The organism is Candidatus Pristimantibacillus lignocellulolyticus (assembly GCA_023639215.1).
Taxonomy (GTDB): domain Bacteria; phylum Bacillota; class Bacilli; order Paenibacillales; family Paenibacillaceae; genus Pristimantibacillus; species Pristimantibacillus lignocellulolyticus.
Genome location: CP097899.1, coordinates 1,302,052 through 1,327,567, shown reverse-complemented (window position 1 = coordinate 1,327,567; position 25,516 = coordinate 1,302,052). Strand labels below are relative to the sequence as shown.

At 36.9% G+C, this 25,516-nt stretch carries 27 protein-coding genes; 18 read left to right on the top strand and 9 right to left on the bottom strand.

Annotated features, from left to right (window positions below):
• The first annotated feature begins 231 nt into the window (after nt 1-231).
• The 6 genes from NAG76_05485 to NAG76_05460 all read left to right on the top strand — a co-directional run bounded on the left by NAG76_05485 (nt 232) and on the right by NAG76_05460 (nt 4,418).
• The gene (locus NAG76_05485; protein URN95699.1) at nt 232-570 is read left to right on the top strand and encodes a helix-turn-helix transcriptional regulator; all 339 of its coding nucleotides are present in this window, start codon (nt 232-234) and stop codon (nt 568-570) included.
• Nucleotides 571-694: 124 nt separating this feature from the next.
• The gene (gene hxlA / locus NAG76_05480) at nt 695-1,327 is read left to right on the top strand and encodes a 3-hexulose-6-phosphate synthase (protein URN95698.1); all 633 of its coding nucleotides are present in this window, start codon (nt 695-697) and stop codon (nt 1,325-1,327) included.
• Nucleotides 1,328-1,335: 8 nt separating this feature from the next.
• Nucleotides 1,336-1,893 carry a 6-phospho-3-hexuloisomerase gene (gene hxlB / locus NAG76_05475; protein URN95697.1) on the top strand — a complete coding sequence of 186 codons (558 nt, stop codon included), beginning with the start codon at nt 1,336-1,338 and terminating at the stop codon, nt 1,891-1,893.
• Nucleotides 1,894-2,221: 328 nt separating this feature from the next.
• On the top strand, nt 2,222-2,785 hold the full coding sequence (locus tag NAG76_05470; protein ID URN95696.1) for a LemA family protein: 564 nt from the start codon (nt 2,222-2,224) through the stop codon (nt 2,783-2,785).
• 5 nt (nt 2,786-2,790) lie between these two features.
• Nucleotides 2,791-3,831 (top strand): DUF3137 domain-containing protein, encoded by a 1,041-nt coding sequence (locus NAG76_05465; GenBank protein URN95695.1) that lies wholly within the window; start codon nt 2,791-2,793, stop codon nt 3,829-3,831.
• A 206-nt stretch (nt 3,832-4,037) separates the two neighbouring features.
• Entirely contained in the window at nt 4,038-4,418 is a 381-nt protein-coding gene (locus NAG76_05460; GenBank protein ID URN95694.1) for a VOC family protein, read from the top strand.
• A 60-nt stretch (nt 4,419-4,478) separates the two neighbouring features.
• Here NAG76_05460 and NAG76_05455 read toward each other — a convergent pair whose 3' ends face one another.
• The 5 genes from NAG76_05455 to NAG76_05435 form a co-directional block, all read right to left on the bottom strand.
• Nucleotides 4,479-5,153 (bottom strand): ABC transporter ATP-binding protein, encoded by a 675-nt coding sequence (locus NAG76_05455; protein ID URN95693.1) that lies wholly within the window; start codon nt 5,151-5,153, stop codon nt 4,479-4,481.
• Between the two features lies 1 nt (nt 5,154).
• Nucleotides 5,155-6,186 (bottom strand): ABC transporter permease, encoded by a 1,032-nt coding sequence (locus tag NAG76_05450; protein URN95692.1) that lies wholly within the window; start codon nt 6,184-6,186, stop codon nt 5,155-5,157.
• 273 nt (nt 6,187-6,459) lie between these two features.
• Nucleotides 6,460-7,443: an aldo/keto reductase gene (locus tag NAG76_05445; protein ID URN95691.1), complete on the bottom strand. Its 984-nt coding sequence runs from the start codon at nt 7,441-7,443 to the stop codon at nt 6,460-6,462.
• Nucleotides 7,444-7,575: 132 nt separating this feature from the next.
• Nucleotides 7,576-7,896 (bottom strand): metalloregulator ArsR/SmtB family transcription factor, encoded by a 321-nt coding sequence (locus NAG76_05440; protein URN95690.1) that lies wholly within the window; start codon nt 7,894-7,896, stop codon nt 7,576-7,578.
• Nucleotides 7,897-8,325: an SRPBCC domain-containing protein gene (locus tag NAG76_05435; protein ID URN95689.1), complete on the bottom strand. Its 429-nt coding sequence runs from the start codon at nt 8,323-8,325 to the stop codon at nt 7,897-7,899.
• Between the two features lie 310 nt (nt 8,326-8,635).
• On the opposite strand from NAG76_05435, the gene NAG76_05430 reads away from it, so the two are divergent.
• Nucleotides 8,636-9,115 (top strand): DUF6530 family protein, encoded by a 480-nt coding sequence (locus tag NAG76_05430; protein URN95688.1) that lies wholly within the window; start codon nt 8,636-8,638, stop codon nt 9,113-9,115.
• Between the two features lie 172 nt (nt 9,116-9,287).
• Here the strand turns inward: NAG76_05430 and NAG76_05425 are convergent, their stop codons facing one another.
• Entirely contained in the window at nt 9,288-9,620 is a 333-nt protein-coding gene (locus NAG76_05425; protein ID URN95687.1) for a FlxA-like family protein, read from the bottom strand.
• A gap of 222 nt (nt 9,621-9,842) precedes the next feature.
• Here NAG76_05425 and NAG76_05420 point away from each other — a divergent pair, with 222 nt between their 5' ends.
• Nucleotides 9,843-10,463, top strand: coding sequence for a DUF3298 and DUF4163 domain-containing protein (locus tag NAG76_05420; protein ID URN95686.1), 621 nt, complete (start codon nt 9,843-9,845; stop codon nt 10,461-10,463).
• Between the two features lie 73 nt (nt 10,464-10,536).
• Here the strand turns inward: NAG76_05420 and NAG76_05415 are convergent, their stop codons facing one another.
• From NAG76_05415 to NAG76_05405, 3 genes are all read right to left on the bottom strand, one after another.
• Nucleotides 10,537-11,697, bottom strand: a complete 1,161-nt coding sequence (locus tag NAG76_05415) for a D-alanyl-D-alanine carboxypeptidase family protein (protein ID URN95685.1) — start codon at nt 11,695-11,697, stop codon at nt 10,537-10,539.
• A gap of 350 nt (nt 11,698-12,047) precedes the next feature.
• Nucleotides 12,048-12,938, bottom strand: a complete 891-nt coding sequence (locus tag NAG76_05410; protein ID URN95684.1) for an anti-sigma-V factor rsiV — start codon at nt 12,936-12,938, stop codon at nt 12,048-12,050.
• Nucleotides 12,931-13,437, bottom strand: a complete 507-nt coding sequence (locus NAG76_05405; GenBank protein ID URN95683.1) for an RNA polymerase sigma factor — start codon at nt 13,435-13,437, stop codon at nt 12,931-12,933. Before NAG76_05405 ends, NAG76_05410 begins: the two co-directional genes overlap by 8 nt.
• Before the next feature lie 292 nt (nt 13,438-13,729).
• On the opposite strand from NAG76_05405, the gene NAG76_05400 reads away from it, so the two are divergent.
• From NAG76_05400 to NAG76_05355, 10 genes are all read left to right on the top strand, one after another.
• A complete protein-coding gene (locus NAG76_05400; protein ID URN95682.1) occupies nt 13,730-14,533 on the top strand; it encodes an alpha/beta hydrolase in 804 nt (267 codons plus the stop codon).
• Nucleotides 14,534-14,564: 31 nt separating this feature from the next.
• Entirely contained in the window at nt 14,565-15,551 is a 987-nt protein-coding gene (locus tag NAG76_05395) for a sensor domain-containing diguanylate cyclase (protein URN95681.1), read from the top strand.
• Between the two features lie 247 nt (nt 15,552-15,798).
• Complete coding sequence (locus tag NAG76_05390; protein URN95680.1) at nt 15,799-16,686, top strand: sugar ABC transporter permease; 888 nt, start codon at nt 15,799-15,801, stop codon at nt 16,684-16,686.
• A gap of 12 nt (nt 16,687-16,698) precedes the next feature.
• Complete coding sequence (locus NAG76_05385; GenBank protein ID URN95679.1) at nt 16,699-17,583, top strand: carbohydrate ABC transporter permease; 885 nt, start codon at nt 16,699-16,701, stop codon at nt 17,581-17,583.
• Between the two features lie 79 nt (nt 17,584-17,662).
• On the top strand, nt 17,663-18,925 hold the full coding sequence (locus NAG76_05380; GenBank protein ID URN95678.1) for an extracellular solute-binding protein: 1,263 nt from the start codon (nt 17,663-17,665) through the stop codon (nt 18,923-18,925).
• Between the two features lie 26 nt (nt 18,926-18,951).
• Nucleotides 18,952-20,562 (top strand): glycoside hydrolase family 43 protein, encoded by a 1,611-nt coding sequence (locus NAG76_05375; GenBank protein ID URN95677.1) that lies wholly within the window; start codon nt 18,952-18,954, stop codon nt 20,560-20,562.
• 2 nt (nt 20,563-20,564) lie between these two features.
• On the top strand, nt 20,565-21,617 hold the full coding sequence (locus tag NAG76_05370) for an NAD(P)-dependent alcohol dehydrogenase (GenBank protein ID URN95676.1): 1,053 nt from the start codon (nt 20,565-20,567) through the stop codon (nt 21,615-21,617).
• 69 nt (nt 21,618-21,686) lie between these two features.
• A complete protein-coding gene (locus NAG76_05365) occupies nt 21,687-23,426 on the top strand; it encodes a sensor histidine kinase (GenBank protein URN95675.1) in 1,740 nt (579 codons plus the stop codon).
• A 6-nt stretch (nt 23,427-23,432) separates the two neighbouring features.
• On the top strand, nt 23,433-24,167 hold the full coding sequence (locus NAG76_05360; protein ID URN95674.1) for a response regulator: 735 nt from the start codon (nt 23,433-23,435) through the stop codon (nt 24,165-24,167).
• Between the two features lie 255 nt (nt 24,168-24,422).
• On the top strand, nt 24,423-25,439 hold the full coding sequence (locus NAG76_05355) for an ABC transporter substrate-binding protein (protein ID URN95673.1): 1,017 nt from the start codon (nt 24,423-24,425) through the stop codon (nt 25,437-25,439).
• Nucleotides 25,440-25,516: the final 77 nt, after the last annotated feature.

The following is a 25,516-nucleotide window of genomic DNA, read 5'->3' as shown; positions in this document are numbered from 1 at the left end:
GATGCTTGGACATATTAACTAGTTTTCATAAATATCGTTTAGCAGTCGTATGCGATAGTTCAAATAGTGGACGTTAATAACGACATTTTGCTATGTAGTGTATTAGACATCTTCTCGGTTCTTAAAGCATGCTTTTTGAACCTTTATTGGAAAATGGTATGATGTATATATAAAACATTAATAAACTCATATTTAGAGGTCAAATTATGATTAAGTAAGGAGTCATGTGACTTGGGTAATTTACATTTTAAAGAGACAGTAGAATTAACATTGAAGGTCATAGGTGGAAAATGGAAGCCTGTTATCCTTTGTCATTTGACAGAAGGTACACATCGATTCGGTGAATTAAAGCGAGAAATGCCTCAAATTACTCAGAAGATGTTAACGCAACAGCTACGTGAATTAGAAGAAGATTCAATTATAGAGCGTAAAATATATGTGCAAGTTCCTCCAAAAGTAGAATACTCCTTAACGGAGTACGGTTTAACGGTTAAACAACTGCTCAATGTATTATCGGAGTGGGGAGATAGTCATCTTAAGATGAAGACAGATTCCTCAAATGGTGAGTGAAAATCTACTTGATAGTTACCAAATGGGTACTACGTTACATAAAAGTGCGTACTTTTCAATCGGAACATTAAACTCTAATATTGGTGTTGCAGTATAAACCTAACTTTAGAGGAGTAGATTATATATGAAATTACAATTAGCGTTAGATCTTGTTGATATCCAAGGTGCCATTGAAGTAGTTAAGCAAGTAGAATCTTATGTTGATATTGTGGAGATTGGAACTCCAATTATAATCAATGAAGGCTTACATGCAGTCAAAGCCTTAAAAGAAGCTTTTCCTAACCTTTCAGTTCTTGCTGACTTGAAAGTTATGGATGCAGCAGGCTATGAAGTAATGAAAGCATCTGATGCAGGAGCCGACATCGTTACAATACTTGGTGTTGCAGAAGATGCAAGTATTCAAGGAGCTGTTGAAGAAGCGAAAAAACAAGGAAAACAGATTTTGGTCGATATGATTGCAGTGAAAAATTTAGCAGAGCGTGCAGCGCAAATAGATGCATTCGGCGTAGATTATATTTGTGTTCATACGGGGTATGATCTTCAAGCTGTTGGTAAAAATTCATTCGAAGATCTTCGTACGATTAAATCTGTAGTGAAAAACGCCAAAATTGCTGTAGCGGGTGGTATTAAGTTAGAAACATTACCTGAAGTCATTGCTGTTCAACCTGATCTTATCATTGTTGGTGGCGGAATTACGGGTCATGCAGATATTCAAGCAGCAGCAGCTCAAATGCAACAATTGATTAAACAAGGTTAGTAAACGATATGACGAATAACTATAGTATTGATACGATTATTACAGAACTTCAAGCAGCAGCTGATCAAGTGGTTGATGAGCAGTTAGAACAGTTAGCAGAGGTTATTATAGATTCTGGTCGTATTTTTGTAGCAGGTGCAGGTCGTTCTGGATTGATGATGAGAGCATTTGCGATGAGGTTAATGCATCTTGGGTTAGATGTGTACGTTGTTGGGGAGACGGTAACACGTAGTATTGACAAGGGCGATTTATTGCTAATTGGTACAGGCTCAGGAGAGACGAGATCGCTCATTCCAATGGCGGAAAAGGCAAGAAGTCTTGAAGCTAATGTAGCGACATTGACATTATCTTCGACTTCTACTATTGGAAGGCTAGCAGATCACATCGTTCAACTTCCTGGGGTACCGAAAAATCAGTTAGATCAAGAAGCGTCGACCATACAACCAATGGGCTCTTTATTTGAACAAGTATTATTGCTAGTATGCGATACTATTATTCTGAAATTAATGCATAAGCAAACGAGTAGTGGCAGAACAATGTACGGAAATCATGCAAATTTAGAATAAATAATTCAATAAAGAATTATAAAAAGTATAAGCTTCCTCTCTATGTTGGATGATAAATTTCCAATATGAAGAGGGAGTTTTTTTATACAAGTATATGTTGCAAATAAATATGTTGGTATCATTTGTGAACTAATTTGTGCAAAAGCAGAATATATATAAGATAAATTTAAATATAGTTAATTTATCCATAAAAGTTACCATTTGTTGGTTAATGTGATAATCTAATGTTACTAAGCAAAGAGTAATATTAGAGGCTAGTTGTTTGGATGGAACGTAATGCATACAATATGCAATCGATGTTGTTCACAAAAAGAATGAGGTGATGACAATGGTAGTCGTTGGTATTTTACTTGGTGTTATTGTAATTGTTGGTATTTTCTTAATCGCTACATACAATGGTCTAGTGAGTAGACGGAACCGAATTAAAGAAGCTTTAGTTGCTATCGATGTTTATTTGCAAAATCGTTATGATGCTTTGACGCAAATAGCTGAAGTAGTCGTTTCTTATGCGACACATGAACGTGAAACACTTGCCGAGGTTACTAGTCTACGCGCAGGGTTACAAAATCAGCCACCATCAGCAGAGAAAATAAAGCAGTATGAGGAAGTGGATAGAGCACTTTCTTCGATTAATTTTCAAGCAGAAGCTTATCCTGAAATTAAAGCAAACGAAAATTATTTGCACTTACAACGAACAATTAATGAGCTAGAGGAGAAGTTATCTGCTAGTCGTCGCAGCTATAATTCCAATGTAGCGGGTTATAATACAGCAATTCAATCTATTCCGACGAATATAGTAGCTGGGATGTTTGGCTTCCGTGAAGAAAGCCTACTAGAAATTGCGCAAGAGAAGAAAGCTGAAGTTAATTTAAGAAATATATTAGGGAGGTAACAACAATGTTACCAACTTACGGAGAAGTTAATGCACGACTTACTGTACCACTTGAAGAGTTAGATCATATTCGAGAGCTTGCTGCTCAGAAGCTATCGAAGTATTACAAAATACTATGGATTCTGTTCTTTATTAATGTGATTAGTACGATTATTAGTTTAAGTTATCATTCCTATTATTTTATTATTGGTTGGATTATATTAATAATAATAGCGAGTATGGCCTACCTAGCGAAGCAAAAAAGTGCCGATCAATATCGAACGCTGTATAAGTCGGATGTTGTTGCACCCTTTGCATCGAAAATGGTAGAACTATGTGCAACACTCTCAGATAGTGAAAAACATATTTATTATTGTAACTATTATCCTCAGGATCGTATGGACGACCGCTGGATACAAAGCTGTAAATTATTTGATTTCACCATTGATAAAACAACGGGCGAAGATTTGCTTATAGGGCAGTTAGGCTTAACTGAATTTCGGTTTTCAGAGTTAACATTAATTGAAATTACTGAAACAACGGATTCGAAAGGGAATAGATCAACGACAGAGGAAACTAGATTTTCAGGAGTATTGTTCGTTGCTGATTTCAAAAAGGATTTCTCAGGAATTACAATATTACAGTCGCGGAATGTTGTTCCACCAGGTAGTGGATTGTTCAAAAAAATGTTTGGTTCGTTTAAGAAATATTCAATGGTAGGTTCTAGTAGAGCGGCGAAAATTGCGATTGAACTGGAAAGTGAACAATTTAATGCACATTTTAACGTGCGAACTTCTAATGATATTGAGGCAAGATATTTATTGTCTCCGAATTTGATGGAGCAAATATTAGAATTCAAAAAATCTCATAGTGAACAAATTGATATATCGTTTGTTGATTCATATATGTGCATTGCGATAGCCTCTGACTCTAATTATTTTGAAGAACCGATGCATAAGACCAATGTCGCAGGGTATAGGATGAAGGCAGTTTACGAAGATTTGAAATTTTTCTTTGGTCTTATCGAAGAATTTGATCTAAATACACGTATTTGGAGTAAGTATTAAGCAGTCATAAACACCAGTTTCGGCAGTGGGAGTGTGAATATCAACCCCAATGACGATAGCTGGTGTTTTCTTTATAAATGGATGCGGTCACTCGATTGAGGTGTTAACATGTAATGCTTTTTGTAAAGCGAGCAGTATAAATTCATCGACAAACATAAATACTGACAATTATACTAAGATTATAATTAGTTAAAGGGGCGATATTGATGATTTCCAAATTAGGACAAGTAATGATTTATGTTAATGATCAAGATGAATCGGTTAAGTTTTGGACGGAGCAGGTTGGTTTTGTAGTTGTTTCAGAAGCTGATAATGGTCAAGGTATGAAATGGATTGAAATTGCCCCGTCCTTACAAGCAGGTACAAGTCTTGTGCTACATAACAAAGCATTAGTTGCGGAAATGCAACCAGATATGAATCTTGGTACGCCATCATTAATGTTCTTCGCGAGTGAATTGGAGCAATTATATACAAGCTTTAAGGAAAAAGGAATTACGGTCGGAGACTTAGTTACAATGCCAGGTGGGAAAGTGTTTAACTTTGCCGATAAAGAAAATAATTATTTTGCGATAATGGAACAACAATAAAGTAAAGGAGCTAACGAATGTAGTGTAAAACTACATTCGTTAGCTCCTTTGTTTTTCGTATTATAGGATGACACCATCACGCATTGTAATGATACGATCTGCGAAAGGTAGCATTTCTTCATCATGTGTAACGAGTAGTGTTGCAATGTTAAGCTTTTTCGTAATCGATTGAAGAAGAGTCATAACATCCTTCGAACGACTAGAATCTAAGCTTGCAGTCGGTTCATCTGCGAACAATATTTTTGGTTGATGAATGATTGCTCGAGCAATCGCGACACGTTGTTTCTCTCCTCCAGATAAGGAAGATGGATAAGCGTGCTGACGATGTTCCATCCCGACAAGCTGTAGCATTTTGCTAACTGTTTTTTTGCGATCTTGCTTACTAAGCTTGTTTTCGGCTACATCAAGCATTAATAATAACTGATCTTCAACCGTAAGAAACGGTACGAGATGCGCTGATTGAAACACAAAGCCGAACTGCGAGGCACGTAGTTGTCGAATACCCTCTTGTGACATCGTTGTGAGATCCTTGCCCTGAAACATAATCTGTCCACTAGATGCGCTTTGTAGACCAGCAGCAATCGTTAGCAAAGTACTTTTCCCAGATCCAGAAGCTCCGACAAGAGCTGTAACCTCACCACTATTTACTTCGAGATTGATACCTTTTAATATTTGTTCACTCACTTCACCATTGGAAAATGTTTTCGTTAGCTTCGATATCGTTAGTGTAGTCATATTACATCTCTCCTTGCTGAATAGCTTGTAGTGGCTCAACTTTTTTAATCTGAATACCAGATATTGTTGCACCAATAAAACCAATAATAAGGAATAGTATTGATAACATAATCGTTGCCCCGATAGTCAAGTGGAACGGCATACCTGCAGGAGCTACTGCATTGAATAGTTGACTGGCACTAATCGATATTATAAGTGCAATCACGGTTACAAAAATCATTTGCGCCCACATCATACGGAATAATGTGCTTGTCTTCACGCCAATCGCTTTCAGTATTCCGTACAATCCGATTTTTTGAACGTTCATCATATAGAAGAAGATCGCGAACAGTAATCCGCTAATTGCGATCAAGAACCATATAATCATATTTAACGTCATTTGCTCAGCCTTATAGCTAGCTAATGTATTCAAAAACGCGCTGTTAGAGAAAGATACCATTCCCTCAATAACTGGCTCTTCATCTCCTGGAATAAATATCATTTGCAAAGAATTTGTACGATACATTTCCTTATAATTTTGTTCGTGGATAAAGGCAACATCAGCATGGCTGAACTTTTGTTCATCTGCAAAGGTAACAACTGAAAATTGTCCACTAAATTGTTCGTTAGTAAGTTTCGCATTTAATGTAATTCCATCTTCTTGTACATCAGAATTTAATATGATTTCCCCTTCTTGAACAGTTGGGAATAGATCAGACTCCGTAGCTGCAACGAAAGCAACACCGTGTTGTTTATCGTTCTCATCATTTACAAAACCCATTTGAATCGATAACGCGAATGCTTCTGGATACTGACTTAATAGTTCTTCTTGTCGCTCACTATCTATTTTAGATAAATTATAAGTGTCGTTCGCATCGCTGTTCATATAAAAATGTCCTTGAGGCATACTTTTAACAAGTGCTGAATTATCTTGTGATAAGCCATTTGCTAACCCTGAAATAATAAACGTCAAAAAACTAATAAGAAAAATGATTGAACCAACAATAACAAATTTTGCTTTGCTCTTCTTAATTTCTTTCCAAGCCATGTTCATATTTATTCATCCCTTTCTTGATTACATCTTTATATTAAGGATGCAATATGAACGCAGTATGAACAGACGTTGACGAAATTAAGTACGATTTATGATGGATGCCTGCGGTTAACGGTGATAGAGGAGAGGTGCATGTAGAGTTATGGTTTGCTTGATATATATCAGCAAACAGAAAAATAGCTACCTCTATATAATGCACAGAGGTAGCCTAGTGTATTTCGTCAGACCTACATTTTTTCTTGCTTAATTAGTAAAGTAAGTGCAATTGTACTCTTAATAAGACCCACGAATATGAGCATGAACGTTTTCTTTGTACCATTGCTCTAAGCGAGCCATATCTTCTTGTGTGAATGAAGGAACATCTAGCGCACCAAGGTTATCTAGTACTTGCTGAGAATTTTTAAATCCAGGAATAACCGTGCTTACTGCTTCGTGATCTAGTATCCAGCGTAATGCAGCGCGTGTCATATTATCTTTACCATCGGCAATCCAAGCTAGCTCACGACTAAGTTCTTGACCTTTCGCAAGGGGAAGTCCAGCGAATGTTTCACCAACATTGAAAGCTTCTCCATTACTATTATAGTTACGATGGTCACTCGACTCGAAAGAAGCTTGCTGATTGAATTTACCTGTAAGTAAACCACTAGCTAGCGGTACTCGAGCAAGAATTCCTACACCTTTTTCCTGGGCAACAGGTAGCAATTGTTGTGATACTTTCTGACGGAACAGGTTGAAGATTACTTGCAAAGCACTAACATTCGATTGTTCCATGCAAAATAATCCTTCTTCTACACTTTCAACGCTAACGCCGTAATAGCGAATCTTACCTTCATCCTTTAACTTATCAAGTACTTCAAATACTAATCCTTGCTTTAATATATCGAATGAAGGACAGTGAATTTGATACAAGTCAATTTGCTCACGCTTTAGCCGCTGTAAGCTTGCTTCGCAATAGGCACGAACCGCTTCCTCTGTATAGTTGGCGGGATCATTAATATTGCCTTTGCGACAAAATTTTGTAGCGATATAGATTTCTGATTCCCTACCTGCTGTAGCTTTGGCTAGCAGTTCTTCACTATGTCCATTACCGTATACATCGGCTGTATCGAAGAAGTTAACACCTTGCTCCATAGCGGTATGTAACGCTTGTAAAGAGACTTCATCCGAGACTGTCCCCCAGTCCCCTCCAATTCCCCATGTACCAAAGCTAACTTCGCTTATACGTAAGTCTGTTTTACCTAATTGTCTATATTTCAATGTCACTAACTCCTTTCAAAAGTAGGATATTATATTAAGATGTTCATGCTGCAATAAGTCATGACGATACATTGAAAAATAAGTATCAATAGAAGTATAAAACCATTCCAATAGAAATGGAATGGTCTTATGTTAGTCTTGTTCTACAATGTTTTTTAAAGCTAATAAGCGATTATCCCAATAGACCTCAAAGAATGAAAGCCAATCTTGTATTTGAACTAACGGTGCGGCCTCCAATCGATAACGTGTTTCACGCCCAAGCTTTCGCTTACTTACAAGCCCTGCATCATTCAGGACGTATAAATGTTTATTGACAGCAGTACGGGAAATAGGGAAATGAGTAGTAATCGCAGTAATCGGCAATTCACCATTTGCAAGTAGTACAAGCATTGTTCTTCGGGTGGGGTCAGAAATTGCTTGGAATACATCTTGCTTTAGTACTGGAGCGGTCATTTATGATTGCTCCACAATTGAAGGTAACTTGTCCTGTACGATACTGTCCCAACCACCGTTCATAATACTATGAATAATGGAATGTGGTTGACCAAATTCGGTCATCGTATTAGCATCCCAGCCAGAATGGATCAATGTGAATTCAGTCGTTGTATCAGATAATTGCTTCAATTGAAATTCTAAATGCCAATCTTTGCCCCAGTCAAATCCAAGACGATAAGGTGGTTCAATATCGGTGACGATACAAGGTGAATCTCCAAATTGAGCGGCATGTAGGATAAACTGTTTTCCGACAACGGCTACAAAAGTGTTAGGCATCCACCAACTTGCAATACCTTCTGATGTGGCAACGGTTTTCCATACCTTATCAATAGGTGCTTGTAGCACAATTGTTTTACGTATATCTTGTAAAGTTTCTTCAGTATTCATAATTATCCTCCTTTAAGTAACACCTTAAGGTGTTATGTTATCGTATCATGAAAATCTATACGCGGCAAATGATTATATTGTTGTTGTTTTTGAACACTGCAAATCGATCCATACTATTTTGACATACTGTAAAATAGTATGGACGCAATAGTATGTTAATATCCAGCGATAAAATGGAGTTTGATATTATCCAAGATGTATCCTCCTGTTGACTTTAGATGTATAGTGAAGTATTATATTTTTGGAGTTAGTAATTTAGTAAATTAGTAAATTACTAAATTGAACAATTCGAATCCCAGGAGGATTAACAATGAAAATTCCAACAACGTTAAAACATAAACCGGTAATTGTTTGCGAAAATTATGAGAATGTAGATGGAAAATATGCTTACAATAGTGATGCAAAAGGAATCTCACTTGGATTGGCACAGTGGAATGATCGCGGGAAACTCGATATTTCTGCAAAAGTGTGGAGACATACGGGAGGTAAGTGGTCGAGACAATCAGAAGAACTACCTTTACATCGTGTAATCGATCTTGCGATTATGGTGTGCCAATCGAAATTACATTTTCAAGAAGCATATCGTTATGAGAAACTGTATAATCCAGAAAATCCTGTCATCGAACGTGTGGGATTACAAGGTGATGCGATGACCATTGGTGTATGCGATAATAATGAGAGAATAGACGAAGACATTAAGCTATTCAATCAAGTATTAAGTGAAGATGGTGAATTAATCGGAGAAAGATTAAGTACATTATCACGTATGCTTAAGGAACTGGGCTACTAATATAATTAAGCGTGGTTCGCGATAAAGAAGGGAATAATATTTTGTAGGGCATTATTTCCAAGAGGTGACTAGATGACTATGTACAGGAAGGATCAATCGTAGGTTGAACTAAAAAAGGGAACTATGCGATATAAGCATAGTTCCCTTCTTGATTTACGTGTATAACTTACAATTATACACGTAAATCGAACGTGCTATTGTTAAGTATATTATTCGCAGATGTTGTTGAAGTTGAGTTGCTATTAACTTCTTGAGAAGCCTTAGCACGCTCCGCTTCAGCCTTAGCAGCATTTGCTTGTTTTTGCTGAATTTGTAGCTGAATCATCTGAATTTGTTGTTGAATTAGTTGAATCTTCATTTGTTTTGTTTTTTCATCATCATCACTCTTTTGAACTTCTTGTAATTGCTTCATAAGTTTAACCAATTGTTTTTCAAGACTTGAGGTGCTGTTATCAGATGTTGATACGGCAAAAGAACTACCTCCTGAAATTGATGAAATCCCCATACGAGTCACTTCCTTAATTATTTGTATACAGACATTGAGTTCATAGATTATATATAATAGTAATTTTTTGGAATATGTTCTATATGTACTATTATAAAGCTACTCAACAATATAAGCACTAAAAATTAGCTGAAAGTATTAACGTAACAAAACAATTAGCCATCTCTCACGACACAAGCCCATTTAGAATAAGATAGAAAAAAAGTTAGAGGATGATTGATAATGTCAGAGATGTTTCCGTTATGCATTCAGACAAATATCGTATCCAATGGGCCAGAAAAAATCGTCTCTTATCCCGAAGTTGTTGGAGTAACTAATAAAGAGTGGCAACAAGAAGTGAATAACAGATTGGCAGAACAGACGCAGCAACTTATTCATATGCTAATTGGTGATTCTCCTGAAACGTTAAGCATTATGATGGGGTCTTATGAAGTGAAAAATAATCAGCGTAATATATTGAGCATTACGCAATCTAATTCGGCGTATCATGCTCATGCCGCGCATGGTATGCGGTATTTGAAGTCGATGACGTTCGATATGGGGAAAGAAAAGCAGTATGTACTTTCTGAATTATTTATAGCCGGTAGTGATTATGTAAGCCGATTATCTAAGTTAGTTGCCGATCAAATTAAGCAACGTGGCATTGAGACATTTGAGCCATTTACTACAATTGATCCTGAACAGTCATTCTATATTGCTGATAAAACATTAGTGCTCTACTATCAATTATATGACATTACACCTTATGTATTTGGCTTTCCAATATTTCCGATATCCGTCTATGATATTGCAGATATCGTCGTTGATGATGGTCCATTAGGTGTTATGGCAGTTAATGATTAATTTACAAAAAATACCCTATAGGTAGACTATTTATATGTCTACTCTATAGGGTATAGTTAATTATTTAGTGATCTTACTTATAGACAAGCTCAGATTCAAAATATTCTTCAAGAGTAATACCTTTACTCATAATAGTTTGAGCCTTTGATTTACCTACATATCGAAGATGCCATGGTTCGTATTTATAACCAGTAATAGATTCTTTTCCTTCAGGGTATCTTATAATAAATCCATATTCTGCAACATTATCTTGTAGCCATTTTGCTTCTTTAGTACCCCCAAAGCAATCCTGTGCAGCACATTTCCCATCCCCTCCTGTAACATCAATCGCAAGCCCTGTTTCATGCTCACTTGTTCCAGGTAATGCACTGTATGTGATTGCCTTATCATAACCATCTCTTTTTACATAAGAATTAAATAGGGCAGTTTGTGTAGTATGTGATCTGTATGCAGACACACCGAGAAGATTTACTCCTTGCTTCTTGGCAGCCTTAAATAATTCCCCAATTGCTGTAGATGCTTCACTTCGCATCTTTTTCTTTTCTGTCTTTTCCTTAAAAGTAAACGGTATTGATGTATATACTAAATCTTTTGGTACATAATTTTCTGGGAGCTTATTTTGTTTATTGACTAGAACTGGAATACTTTCAGGCTTTGCAATAACCTGAATGGCATCAGAAGACGTGTTCGATACCTTTACATACTGGCTACTGACATAACCTATCTGTCCTTTGAAGCTAACCTTAAGCCAACCATTCTTAGCTTTCTCAGTAACCGCTAGCTGTGTACCCTTTGTAACGGTTGTTATAATTTTATTGGTGGTAGAGGGACCTTTACGAATATTCAAGTTAGCAGTTGCTGTATAGGTTACTTTACCTGTAGTTGCCTTACTAGAGTTCGATGAAGAATTTGATACTTTTACATATTGACTACTGGCATAACCTATTTGCCCTTTGAAATTTACTTTTATCCATCCATCCTTGGCTTTTTCAGTAACTGTTAGCTGTGTACCCTTTGTAACGGTTGTTATAATTTTATTGGCAGTAGAGGGACCTTTACGAATATTCAAGTTGGCAGTTGCTGTATAGGTCACAGTATCTGCATTAGCTATATTTGATTCCGATCCCTTAATAGTTACATTGTTAATAACGAATAAACCTATAAATAAAATAGTGAAAGTAAATAATATTAATACTATCTTTTTATTAAGCATTGTTTTATTAAATTTTATCATTTATAACACCTCGATATGATTATATTCTAATGAATTAATAATTGTTACTGGAAGTAGTATCCTCTACTGAATTCTACATGCAAACTCGCATAGGAGTTTCAACAATCGTCAACAAATTAGTTTCATATCATCGTCGATTTAGTACATGACCGCCCTTACTTCTTCCTTTTGCCTTAATGTTATTGTATAAATTAGACGCAGTGGATAAAGGAATAGTTGCAATTTCTTATTGATTAGAAGTATGTAGATACTCTAAAAATAAAAACGGCTCCTGTGCATTCAATGCAAGCAGAGCCGTTTAATAATACATTATGTTTTACAATGAGTGTAATGTTAATCAGATATGCATGTTAGCGAATATATTGATCACTAACAAGTACATCTTGAAGAATTTCACTTGGAATTTCGAAAGTTGGATTTCCCATATATCCTGGTGCTACCTCATATTTATCAAAAGCAACTACTAACTTGCCTTCTTCGGTAATATAAAAGCTTTGCTCGGGATCGATCCTAATGAACTCACCAAACAAATCTTCATCAGCAATCCCAGCGCCAGAAACCCAATAATAGATATCATTATTCGTATCGATCATTTGTTGTCTCATCTGTTCTTTTATGTTCTCTGAAATAATCTGAACGTATTGGTCATTTTTGAACAAACTAGGAAGTGTCAATAATAGTTCCTTCTGTTTGTCAATCGTATCATATTTAATAACAGTTGAAGATGATCCAACCGTTTCTACTGTATACCGACTTATAGTCAGTAATTGCTCAGTATCAGTAATAATCTCATATCCGCTATCAACACCGAGATGACCTCCACCTTCAATAGCCTCCATATCTTTCATGTCATTCATAAACTGATCGTAAAGAGCTTCGGCCTCTTGTTTGTATTTCTCGTTCAGAGTAGCAGTGATTTTATCAGACCCGCTATTTTCAATCTCTGGAACAGTAATATTAGCAGAGTATTTATCTTTATCCACCGTATAAGTTTTCCAAGTTAGCACGCTCACAACATTACCTAGTACAGGAATATCTGATAAAGATTTGGCCATAACTGGACTTACATTAAGACAAGCAGTGAATAATACTGCAGCGGCCACCGAGCCAAATCCCCATCTGCGTCCATAGTGTTTTTTGCGCCTATGCTTAGAGATACTTGAACGAACCATATCATCTAATTGCTCGGGGATTTGTACGGAAGTATATTCTTTTTCTAATTGTTCTAATCGTTTATCCATTACAACTCGCTCCTTCTTCGTCTTGCATTTCTATTTTAAGAATTTTCAATGCTTTATATAGCCTGGCTTTGACTGTGTTTATATTGTTATTAAGTACATGGGCTATATCTTCAATTTTCATATCTTCAAAAAATCGTAATATGATGACCTCACGATATATGGTTGGTAGTTGATGAAGTGCGACCTGCAAGTCTAGATCAGTGTAAGTATCCATTTGCGCTGTCATCATCGTTTCCAATACTTGATCTTCAACAACGGAAGTTCTCTTATGTTTACGTAAGAAATCGATAGATGTCCGAACAACGATTTGATAAAACCAGCTTTTCATTTGAGGTTCGCCGTGCAGACTGTCAAGATGTTCTAACGCTTTGCGAATACTATCTTGGACAATGTCGAGCGCATCTTGTTCATTATGTGTATAGCTATACGCAAGAAGATAAAATCGATTTTTATTATTCATAATGTAATCGATTAATCTTCTCTCCAAATTTGGCTTCATTGTAGGATCCTTCTTTCAAGTAATAAATACGTATATATTATAGACGCCTTAAGCATGAGAAAAAGTTGAAGGATCTCAAAAAAAGTTTCCTATTCTATGTCGAATAATTCTCTTGCAACACTACATTATTAAAGTCTAACTTTATAAGTGTTTACCATTTGTTATAGTAGCTACTCATACAGATCAGAAAAATTATGGAAAATAAATAACTCTTAATCACAATAATTAGCTTGAAATTTAAGTAGTGTGGTTTAAAATGAAAGGAATACGTTATTTTGGAGGAGAACATATTATGTTGGATGTTGTTGTACGTAATAATGTGAAGATGATAGGAGGAGGGGAACAAGTAATTATACTTGCTCATGGATTTGGCTGTGACCAAAATATGTGGCAATATATTACCCCTAGTCTTGCAAAGAAATATAGACTTGTTCTATTTGATTATGTGGGTTCCGGCCAATCGGATTTGAGTGCGTATACAGCAGAACGCTATAGTTCTCTTAACGGATATAAGCAGGATCTGCTAGAGATTATCGATGATGCTCAATTAAAAAATGTTATATTTATTGGTCATTCAATTAGTTCTATGATTGGTATGCTAGCTGCCATAGAGCGCCCTGAATTGTTCCAAAAGCTGATTATGATAGGTCCATCCCCATGTTATTTGAATGATGAGAATGGTTACTATGGTGGATTTGAGCGAAGTGATATTTTGGAACTGCTTGAGATGATGGAGATGAATTTCTCGGGATGGGCAAGCTTCATGGCTCCCATGGCTATGAATAATTTGGATCAGCCACAATTTTCGCAACAGTTAGAGCAAAGCTTTGCGAGCAGCAATCCTGTTATAGCAAGACAATTTGCAGAAGTAACATTCTTCTCGGATTATCGAACGGAACTAGCGAAATGTTCAACGCCTACTTTAATTATGCAATGTGCAGAGGATAGTGTGGTTCCGAAGGCAGTAGGTCATTATTTGCATAAAAATCTAGCCAATAGTGAGCTATGTTTAATGGAAGCAAAGGGACATTATCCTCATATAAGCCACCCTACAGAAACACTTACGACCATTACACAATATCTTGAAGTAATATAGTTTGTAATGACGTAATGAAAGGGATTAAGAAATGGATGATCGGTTACTAAATGCTCCTTGCGGATATCTTTCCATTACGCATGAGGGCAAGATAATTTCTGTGAATAATACTTTTCTCAAGCAAATGGGATATAGCGAACATAGTTTGCTTAATCAGCATATCGAAGGATTAATGTCCACCGCCAATAAGCTTATTTTTCATTCGTATTTCTATCCGTTTATTAATTTGCACGGACATGTCAATGAATTAATTATTAGTTTGAAAAATAGCGAAGGTATTGCTGTTGCATGTTTGATAAATGGTAAAAGGCTACTTGTTGATGATGTAGAAGTTTTTGATCTTATTATTGTTCAAATGGGTCAAAGGATGAATTATGAGCAAGAACTTCGCACAGCGAAAATTCAAATTGAAGAAGCTTATTGGCAAAAAGATCGAGCGTTAGAAGAACTTACGAAACTGAATAATGAGATCGAACAGAAACAAGAAGAACTTATCATGATTAATGAATCTTTAATCGAACTATCTGTAACGGATAAATTAACAGGATTGAAAAATAGACGATACTTCCAAGAAAAATTAGAAGATCAAATGTTCAATTATACACGTAAAGAAAAACCATTTTCTTTATGTATGATTGATATCGATCACTTTAAACAAGTGAATGACACCTATGGTCATCAAGTGGGTGATGAAGTACTTGAACAACTTGCCTTTATCTTGCGGAAATTTGCAAGAACAGACGATGTTCCAGCTAGGTATGGTGGTGAGGAATTTGTACTACTGATGCCTAAGACTGATATTGCCGAGTCTAAAATTATGGCGGAACAATTACGTCAACTTATCGAGGATGCTTCATGGGTAACAGGTCGTATTACCGTGAGCATAGGTATATCAACCTTCTATGAAGATGAAACTTCAGCGGGGTTAATGAAGAAAGCGGACCAAGCCTTATACAGGTCTAAGGAGAGCGGTCGAAATCGAGTAACGCATATCGCAGATGAGTCATATATTGTTTAACTTATCTGATCTATTTAAATAAATGATAAATTAAAAGTCTCTCGTACGATAATCATCGTACAGAGACTTTTTTGTTGCACAAATTTCAAAAAAATTAAATTTATATGATGAAATTACAAATATCTAATCAAAGAGCTATTTTAGCCAAACGATGTTGCATCAAAAATAATGTAAGCGCTGTTACAATATTGTAAACGGATACACCATATCGGTGTTCCTAGTCTACAGAGGCAGGAGAGATATTGATATGCATGAAAAGGGAATAAAAAGACTAGGTAGCCAGTTTTTCTTTATGAGTCCCGCATTACTCATTTTTGCAGGAATCATTATTATTCCAATCTTAATGAGTATGTACTATAGCTTGTTTCAGTGGGATGGAGTTTCTGCGAAAATTTTCACAGAACTGGATAACTACACACGTTTGCTAAATGACCCAATTCTTTGGATCTCATTAAAAAACTCAGTATATCTTACACTTGGCGCATTAGCTGTCCAATTACCGCTTGGTTTATTTTTTGCCATTGTATTAAGTTACAAATTAAGAGGATCAAATTTCCTGAAGTCCATCTACTTTACACCGGTAATGCTATCTACAGCGGTATTAGGTATATTATGGGGGCAAATATATGATCCAAACTTTGGCTTACTGAATAATTTGCTCATGAATCTTGGACTGTCTGAGTGGACACATACTTGGTTAGGTGAGGAAGCAACTGCACTGGGTTCAGTTATTGCAGTAGTTGCATGGCAATTTATCGGATTCTACATCATCGTATATTATGGAGCACTACAAGGTATATCCGAAGAAGTTATGGAAGCTGCAAGAGTTGAAGGTGCAAGTGAATTAAGGATTATTTTCAACATTCAAATTCCACTAATTTGGCCTACGATTACGTTCACCGTATTGAACTGTGTCATTAATTCATTGAAGTACTTTGATCTAATCTATATTATGACTGGCGGTGGTCCTAATAATTCTAGTGAAGTACTTGCCAGTTACATGATGAAAAATGCTTTCCGTCTTATGGACTTTGGTTATGGAAGTGCTATTTCTACCTTCTTACTCCTATTCGGTTTAGTATTAGCTTACCTTATCTCTAAGGGATTGGGACAAGGAACGAAGAAATTTCAATAGGGAGATGAATACATGAATTCAGTTGTTAAAGCGCAGACAAATCACCCGAGTGTAGCAAAAGCTAAAAAAAGTAAGCTTTCAAGAGGTATTGGCAAAGCTGTATTATATATTATCCTGCTTGTCCATTTGATCTTTACAGCTTATCCCTTTGTTTGGATGATGATTTCATCGTTCAAATCCAATAAAGAATATTTTGAAAATCCTTGGGGTTTACCTTCTGTATGGAAGTTTAGTAATTACTTAGATGCTTGGAATCAAGGGATCAGCAAATATTTATTCAATAGTGTCTACATTACGTTCTTTTCAGTTGTCGGCTTACTATTAGTGGCTACTCTTATTGGATTCTACTTATCGGTACGCCCTTTCAAAGGATCGAAAGTATTGCTAGGTGCCTTTTTCTTAGGGATGTTAATTCCGGTTCATAGTACATTAATCCCGTTATTTACACTTGCCAATAAGGTTGGTGCATACGATACATTTTGGTCATTATTCTTCCCGTATATTGCCTTTAATTTACCGGTAGCAATCTTTCTAATTCATGGATTTTTCCGAGGGATACCGAAGGAATTGGAAGAGGCAGCAATCGTCGACGGTTGCAACATATACCAAACCTTCTTTAGAGTATATTTTCCGTTAGCTAAGCCTATTCTGGCTACAGTAACGATTCTGTCCTTCTTCAATATTATGAATGATTTTGTATTCCCATTGATTATGGTTTCACAGGATTCACTTAAAACGTTACCACTTGGATTAATGAGTTTCAAAGGTAACTTTAGTGCGGACTATTCATTAATTAGTGCAGCACTTGTAATTACAACAGCGCCTATTATCATTTTATATATGTTCTTGCAAAAATATATTCAAAACGGTGTAGTTGCCGGTTCAGTTAAAGGATAGAGAAAAAGCAACTGACTGACATATTTATGAACAACTATAGATGAAAATAGGAAATCTAACACAAAAGGGGATTTATACAATGAAGAAAAGTTTAGTCTTAGTTATGGTTATGATCATGCTAGTCGTTGCAGGATGTTCGAGTAACAATGCTGGAAACAGTGGCAAGTCTGATAATGTGACTACCCTAACGATGTGGAGTATGGAATCCAGAAATAAAAGTACGATTGAAGCTTCTATTGAAGAATTTAACAAAGCCAATGCTGATATTAAGATAAAAGCAGAGTTCTTTGAAGATGAAGCACTAAAAACAAAAATGAAAGTTGCTATTGCAGGTAACCAATTGCCAGACCTAATTACGTACTGGAGTGGTGAAACATTTGATACTTTAGTAGCTAATAATATGCTTGGCGATATTACGGAGCAATTAAATGCTGATGCTGCATTCAAAGAGGATGTACTAAGTGGTGGTCTAGAAACATTTGCTTATGATGATAAAAACTATGGTATTCCAGTACTATTCAGTGGTGTATCCCTTTGGTACAATAAACAAATATTCGCAGACAATAACTTAACACCTCCAACAACATTTGACGAGCTTCTAACGGTTGTTGATGCATTGAATGGAAACGATATCATTCCAATTGCTGTATCTGGTAAAGATCGTTGGCCGGTATTGCACTGGTATTCATATCTTGCAGAACGTATTGGTGGAACAGAGCCATTTGAGTTAGCTAAGAGTGGTGAAGCTGATTTCACTCAACAAAGCTTTGTACAAGCTGGAGAACTTTTGAAAGAACTTGCAATTGATCATAAAGGTTTCGTTAATGGATTTTTAGGACTAGATTATGCAGCTGCAGAAACACTATTTACAACTGGTCGCGCTGCAATGTACTTGCAAGGTGAATGGGCAATGGATGCTTTCCTAAATGATGAAATTTCTAAAGATATTGGTTTCGTAACATTCCCAACAGTTGAGGGTGGAAAAGGCAGCACTAATGTGTACCACGGTGGTTTTGGTGTAGGTATGGCGGTTTCTGCTAAAGCGAATCAAGATGCAGCATACAAAGCTATTCGATTCTTAACAGATTCTGCACAGCGTAAAGAAATCAATGAAGGTGCAAACATTAGTCCCATGAAAACAGCAGGACTAGAAGAAGCAAATATGCATCCACTATCCTTTGAATATGATACTGCTATTAGTGAACAACTTAAAGGCTTCTTCAGTTACTATGACCAAGCATTAGATGCGAAACGTGCGGATCAATTCCTTAACGTTGTCGGAGCTATCGTAAGTGATGCAAATTCTAATGTAGCCGAAGAACTTGCAAAAGTTCAAAAATAATGAGAGCTAATCGGGAGGACTAGACGATGTCATTCATACAAAATCCAATACTTCGGGGTTTCAACCCCGATCCTTCCATCATTCGCGTAGAAGACGATTACTATATCGCTACTTCGACGTTTGAATGGTTCCCAGGTGTACAGATTCATCATTCAAAGGATTTGAAAAATTGGAGCTTGCTAACGCATCCACTGCAGCGACTAAGTCAGTTGAATATGATTGGAAACCCAGATTCCGGTGGGGTATGGGCACCTTGCTTGAGCTATAGTAATGGCACGTATTATTTGGTTTATACCGATGTGAAAAGTCATATGGGTCAATTCAAGGATACACATAACTACTTAGTTACCGCAGAGCATATATGTGGTCCTTGGTCCGAACCTATTCATCTAAATAGTAGTGGATTCGATCCTTCCATGTTCCATGATCAAGACGGGACCAAATGGATTGTTAACTTAAAATGGGATCATCGAAAAGGGAAAAATCCTTTTGGTGGTATCATTATTCAACAATATGATGAAGAGCAACAAAAGCTAATTGGTGATATTCATTGTATTTATGATGGGACATCGTTAGGCTTAACAGAAGGTCCGCATATTTATCAACATGAAGGCTATTATTATTTGTTAGTTGCGGAAGGTGGTACACGTTTTGGACACGCAGAGACAGTCGCACGATCTCGTACATTGCTAGGGCAATATGAGACTGATCCAAGTGGACCTATTGTTACATCACGAGATAAACCACACCTTCCTTTGCAAAAAGCTGGTCATGCAAGTTTAGTTGTAACTCAGCAAGGACAGTGGTATATGGTTCATCTATGTGGTAGACCAACTACTGCTTCTAATAGCTGTATTCTAGGAAGAGAGACGGCCATTCAGCCAGTGGAGTGGAATGATGCAGGTTGGTTACAACTAAGCCACGGTCATAATGGTCCTGAAGTGTTAGTACCAGCGCCACAACTAGCGGAAATTGCAGATGTGCCTGCACGTACAGAGTGGATTGAGCATTTTGATGAAGATAAGCTATCTATTGATTTTAGTACGTTAAGAGAGCCAATGAACGAACAATGGGCTTCACTGAAAGCTCGCCCTGGATATTTACGATTAGTAGGTAGAGAATCTTTATATTCACTGCATAGACAAAGTCTTATTGCACGTAGACAGCAGGCTTTTGAGATAGAGGCTGAAACGGTATTGGAATTTACTCCTAACTCATATCAGCAACTTGCGGGACTTATTTATTATTACAATACGAAAAATTATTATTATTTGCATGTTAGCTGGGATGAGTCTAAAGGCAAATGCGTTAGTATTATGCAAAGTGATCGAGGGATCTATGATGAGCCGATTGATGAACCTATCTCGATTGAAGGTAGCGAGAGATGTTACTTGAAGGCGGTCATTGATGGCGAAAGTCTCCAATTCTATTACGCTACAATTGAAGGAGAATGGAACGAAATAGGTCCAGTGCTAGATGCTTCGAAAATTTCAGATGAAAATGCAGAGCTGATTAAAGACGGATATGCACTAGATCAAGGCTTTACGGGTGCTTTCATCGGCATATGTGCTCAAGATTTAGGTGGTAGTGGGAATTACGCAGATTTTGACTATTTTGTCTATCGAGAGAAGGAATAATAATGACTACTAAATTAATGACTGCTGCGGTGTTGAATAAACCGCTAGATATGGAAATGAAACAGGTTCCAATCCCTGTTCCAAAAGCTGATGAAGCGTTAATTAAAGTATATTGCATCGGCGTATGTGGCTCAGATGTACATTATTACGAACATGGTCGCATTGGTCGTTATGTGGTAGAACAACCAATTATTTTAGGGCATGAGTTAGCTGGAGAAGTGGTTGAGGTTGGTTCTGCTGTGCAAAATGTTGTTGTAGGTGATCGCGTAGCCGTTGAGCCTGGCGTTACATGTGGACGTTGTGAATATTGCAAATCCGGTCGTTACAATCTTTGTCCCGACGTTGTATTCATGGCAACTCCACCAGTAGATGGAGCATGGGCTGAGTATGTTACAATTCGTAGTGACTTCTTATTCAAGCTACCTGAAGGAATTAGCTATGAGCAAGGTGCTTTGCTTGAGCCGCTATCTGTAGGCATTCATGCGATGAATCGTGCCAAAGTAACTCCAGCTGATCGTGTACTTGTTACTGGATTAGGACCTATAGGTTTGCTTGCCATTCAAGCAGCTAAAATGTATGGTGTTAGTGAAATTTATGCTACAGATATTGTCCCATTCAGACAAGAGCTTGCGAAAGAGATGGGTGTTACAGCGGTTATTAACCCTATGGAGGTTAATGTTAAGGAAGCAATCGAAGAGTTGACTGGCGGTCGCGGAGTAACAGTCGTTGTAGAATCTTCTGGTAATGGTCGTGCAATTGGAGATGCTATTAAAGCAGTGAAACGCGGTGGACGTATCGTTCTAGTTGGTATGCCTGCAGCAGATGAAATTTCTGTTGAAATTAATACAATTATTGACTCAGAACTTAATGTGTATGGATTATTCCGTTACGCTAATACTTACCCAGGAGCAATTGCTGCACTTACAAGCGGAAGCGTAGATATTGAAAAAGTGATTACGCATAAATACAGTCTTAATGATACTAAAGCCGCTGTAGAAATGGCAAGAACGCAAAAGGATACAAGTATTAAAGTAATGATCTATCCAGGACAATAAATAAATTAGAGTCTGCTCCTACTTTAGGGAGTAGACTCTATCTATATGTAGCGGGAAGGAGGTATAAGGATGAAGCGGATATTTCGGAAGTTAGGACTTGAATATACACAAGGGCAAATATTTATTGGATTTATTATGACAACAGCAATACTATTAACGCTAACAGTTAGTATAATTTATATTGTAATAGCTAAGGAACAAAAGGAAAGTACGATGCTCTATATTGAAGAAATCGCAGAGCAAGCAAGTGGTAGAGTAGAATCATTATTGAATGAAGTTAACGTATTAACATTACAATTGGCGATCGATGATCGTACCCAAGATATATTGACGAGTGAATATGAAGGTCAGAATACGACCTATGAGAACAGAATGATACTGAGAAAGCTATTACTTGATAAGACAGCTTATTCAGATACGATACATGATATTGAAATATACAATAAGAGCAGTAGTGTTTATCCAATTGTAAACACTACAATTGAGGAGCGAATTCCGCAGTACTATATCGATAAGGCTAATATATCAGATAATGCTGGTGCGATGATATGGATAGGCGTAGACCAGTTGGATAGCCAATATCTGCTCGCAATTCGGCAAGTTAGATTAGAAAAGAAAAACTATAGTAATGGTGGTTATCTTGTTGTTCGTCTGAAGCCGTCATTGGTCAATTTGGCGATGACAGAGCGGGCTCAAGATCAAGGAGCGATTATGCGCCTTATTGATAGCGGAAATCAATCCATTCATAGTCAACAAGCGATTGAGCCACAAGAGTTACTTTCGGTAGGGAAGGTAGAAGGGAAACTTGATCAATATCTTGTATTCGAGCGGAAAATTAAAGGGACGAGCTGGGCGTTACAGATGATGGTGCCAAGAGCCACCGTCTACTCTGATCTTTACTTCTTGAGAGATATACTTATCTTGCTAGGCATATTAAGCGTGGTCGTATTCGCGATCATATCGTACTTCTTAGCTAATCTTATCTCGTCTCCAATAAAGGGACTTACAACCATTATTCAAGGCAGTAAACATGGTACACCGAAAGAAAATCGAGTTCAATATTTCAATAAAGAAGTGAATCAGCTCAATCTTACCTACAATCAGATGGTTAGGCAGATTGATCATTTGATTACATCGGTATATGAGAAAGAACTTATGAAAAGTCAAAGTGAGTTGAAAGCACTACACTCCCAACTTAATCCGCATTTTTTGTTCAATACATTAGATTCCATCTACTGGGATCATATTCGTAAAGGTGAGAAGGAACTTGCACAATCCATCATTCAATTAGCAGACTTATTCCGATATTCCATTCACTCCAAGCGAGCAGATGGATTAGTGACGATTAAAGAAGAGTTAGACCAAGTAAAGCGTTATACCGATCTAATGAAAATGAGATGGCAAGACCGTCTGGAGCTATCTATAACGTGTGATGATGAACTGCATAGTTGCATACTACCGAAATTAGTTATTCAGCCACTTGTTGAAAATGCGATCGTTCATGGTATCGAGCCATTAGAAAACGGAGGGAAAGTTACGGTAACGGTAGAAAGAAAGAATAATAACATTGAAGTTATCGTCTCAGATAATGGACTAGGGATCTCAACTCAAGATCTGAATCATATCCAAAAGCAGTTAGTTATTGAACGGAATTTTGTTACTGAAAACCAAGGGATTGGCTTATTCAATATTAATCGAGTCATAAAGCTACATTATGGTGAACAATATGGTTTAACATTGCAAAGCGAACATAATAAAGGGACTACAGTAAAATTGACTCTACCTTTATTGACTGCATTTGAGAGGTGATTAGCGATGAGTTTCCGGATATTAGTGACAGATGATGAGTTTAATTCCCGAATGGGAGTGGCAATAACGTTAGAGCAATGGGGCAAAGATAAACTAGTAATTGATACAGCGGAAAATGGTCAACAAGCATTTGAACTTATCCAAAGCAACAGTTACGATATTCTAATCACTGATATTAGAATGCCTGTCATGACAGGATTGGAGTTATTAACTGCGATTCGCCAGCAACATAATTCACTGAAAACGATTCTATTGACGGGTTTTGCTGAATTTAACTATGCTCAAAAAGGTTTGCAATTGGGAGCGGCAGATTATTTGTTGAAGCCTATTCAACAAGAGCAGCTAATTGAAACTGTACAACGGCTATTATTGAATTTGGATGAAGAAACTAAAGGGCAAAAACCCAACATTCAAAATCCATATATCGAGTCAGCATTGAATTATATACTAACTAATCTTCATATGCCAATTACAATAAAAGAAGTTGCTGCACATGTACACTTAAATCCAAGTTACTTCAGTGTGCTTTTCAAAGAGAACACGGGTAAAAGCTTCTCAGATTATATAACAGATTGCAGAATGATTGCCGCCAAAAAAATGCTATTGGAATCACATGATAGTTTAGATGAGATTACTGCTAGTATTGGGCTGCAAACGACTAGCTACTTCATAAAAATGTTCAAAAAGCTAGAAGGTTTGACGCCGAAGCAATATCGTGAAACGAATCGACAACATATATAGCAATAATGGTGTCTAAAAAGACCTTACATTATTACGTAATGTAAGGTCTTTTTAGTATGTTTAGTATTTGAAGAATATGAATGCAAATTACATTTGTCATCGTAATTTGCATTCATAAAAAAATAGATAGGTTACGAATAGTATAAAATATTGAAATAAAAAGTGTATTGTCTCTAGTTGGGTAAAGGAATATTATAGTCCATATCAACTGAGAATGAAAATCAGTTACAATAACGTTATAGGAGTGAGTTAAAAATGATAGGAAAGTCAACAAAAGGAATAAAGGCAGCGATTGTATTGTTGCTATTAATCGTTATGACTGCATGTGGCTCAGTTGCTAACAATAAAGGCAATACAGAACAGTCATCGGAACAGAATTCAAGTTCATCCCAGCAAAAGGTGGACAAAAATAATGATGTAGATACTACAGAAGTGGCAACAAGAGTAGTAATGGGTGAATTTGGCGAAGTTACGATTCCAGTTAACCCTAAGCGCGTAGCGGGTATTTATGTCGAGGATTATTTGAAGGCACTTGATGTTGAACCAGTTGTACAATGGTATAATCCGATGTGGGGTACGCAGGAATATCTTAAGCTAGACGCGCCATTATTTGATGTAACAGGTAGCCTGGAAGCGTTGATGGCAGAGGATCCTGATCTTATTATATTGGATGGTGGGGGCGATAAAGAGAAGTATGATCAGTATTCCAAAATCGCACCAACGTTCCGCATACCTGATGAAGCACTATCAAGTTCAGAAGAAATGTTAAAAGCGGTAGCAGACGTTCTAGGTATACCTGAAAAGGCAGAAAGTGTATTGGCCCAGTATCAAGAAGATGTTGAAGCAGCAAAAGTGAAATTTGAACAAGCCATCGGGAAAGAAACGGTTGCTGTTATTCGAGTGAATACTGGTGACAAAACGATTGCTTTATTTGGAATTAAAAATCGGTTTGTTGGTGAATTATATAGTAAATTCGGTCTTGAACCACATCAGCTTGTAAAGGATATGGAAAATTTCCAAGAAATTCTGTCAGAAGAGGCGTTTGCCACACTTGATGCGGATCATATTATCGTATTAGTATCTAACGGCGATTGGAATTCTCCAGAAAATGCAGATTCTATTGAGCTACTGGATAGTCCACTATGGAAGGCGGTACCGGCCTTTGCTAATGATCATGTCTATAAAGTAGAAAGATCACACTGGCAATCTGGCGCAATCTATTCAAACTTCTTGAAGCTTGATGATTTACTGAAATTATTGGTGAAGGAATAACAGATCCGTAATTACATGATATATTCATACTTATATTTACCGCCATTTCTCAATTGAGAGAAGTGGCGGTTCTTGCT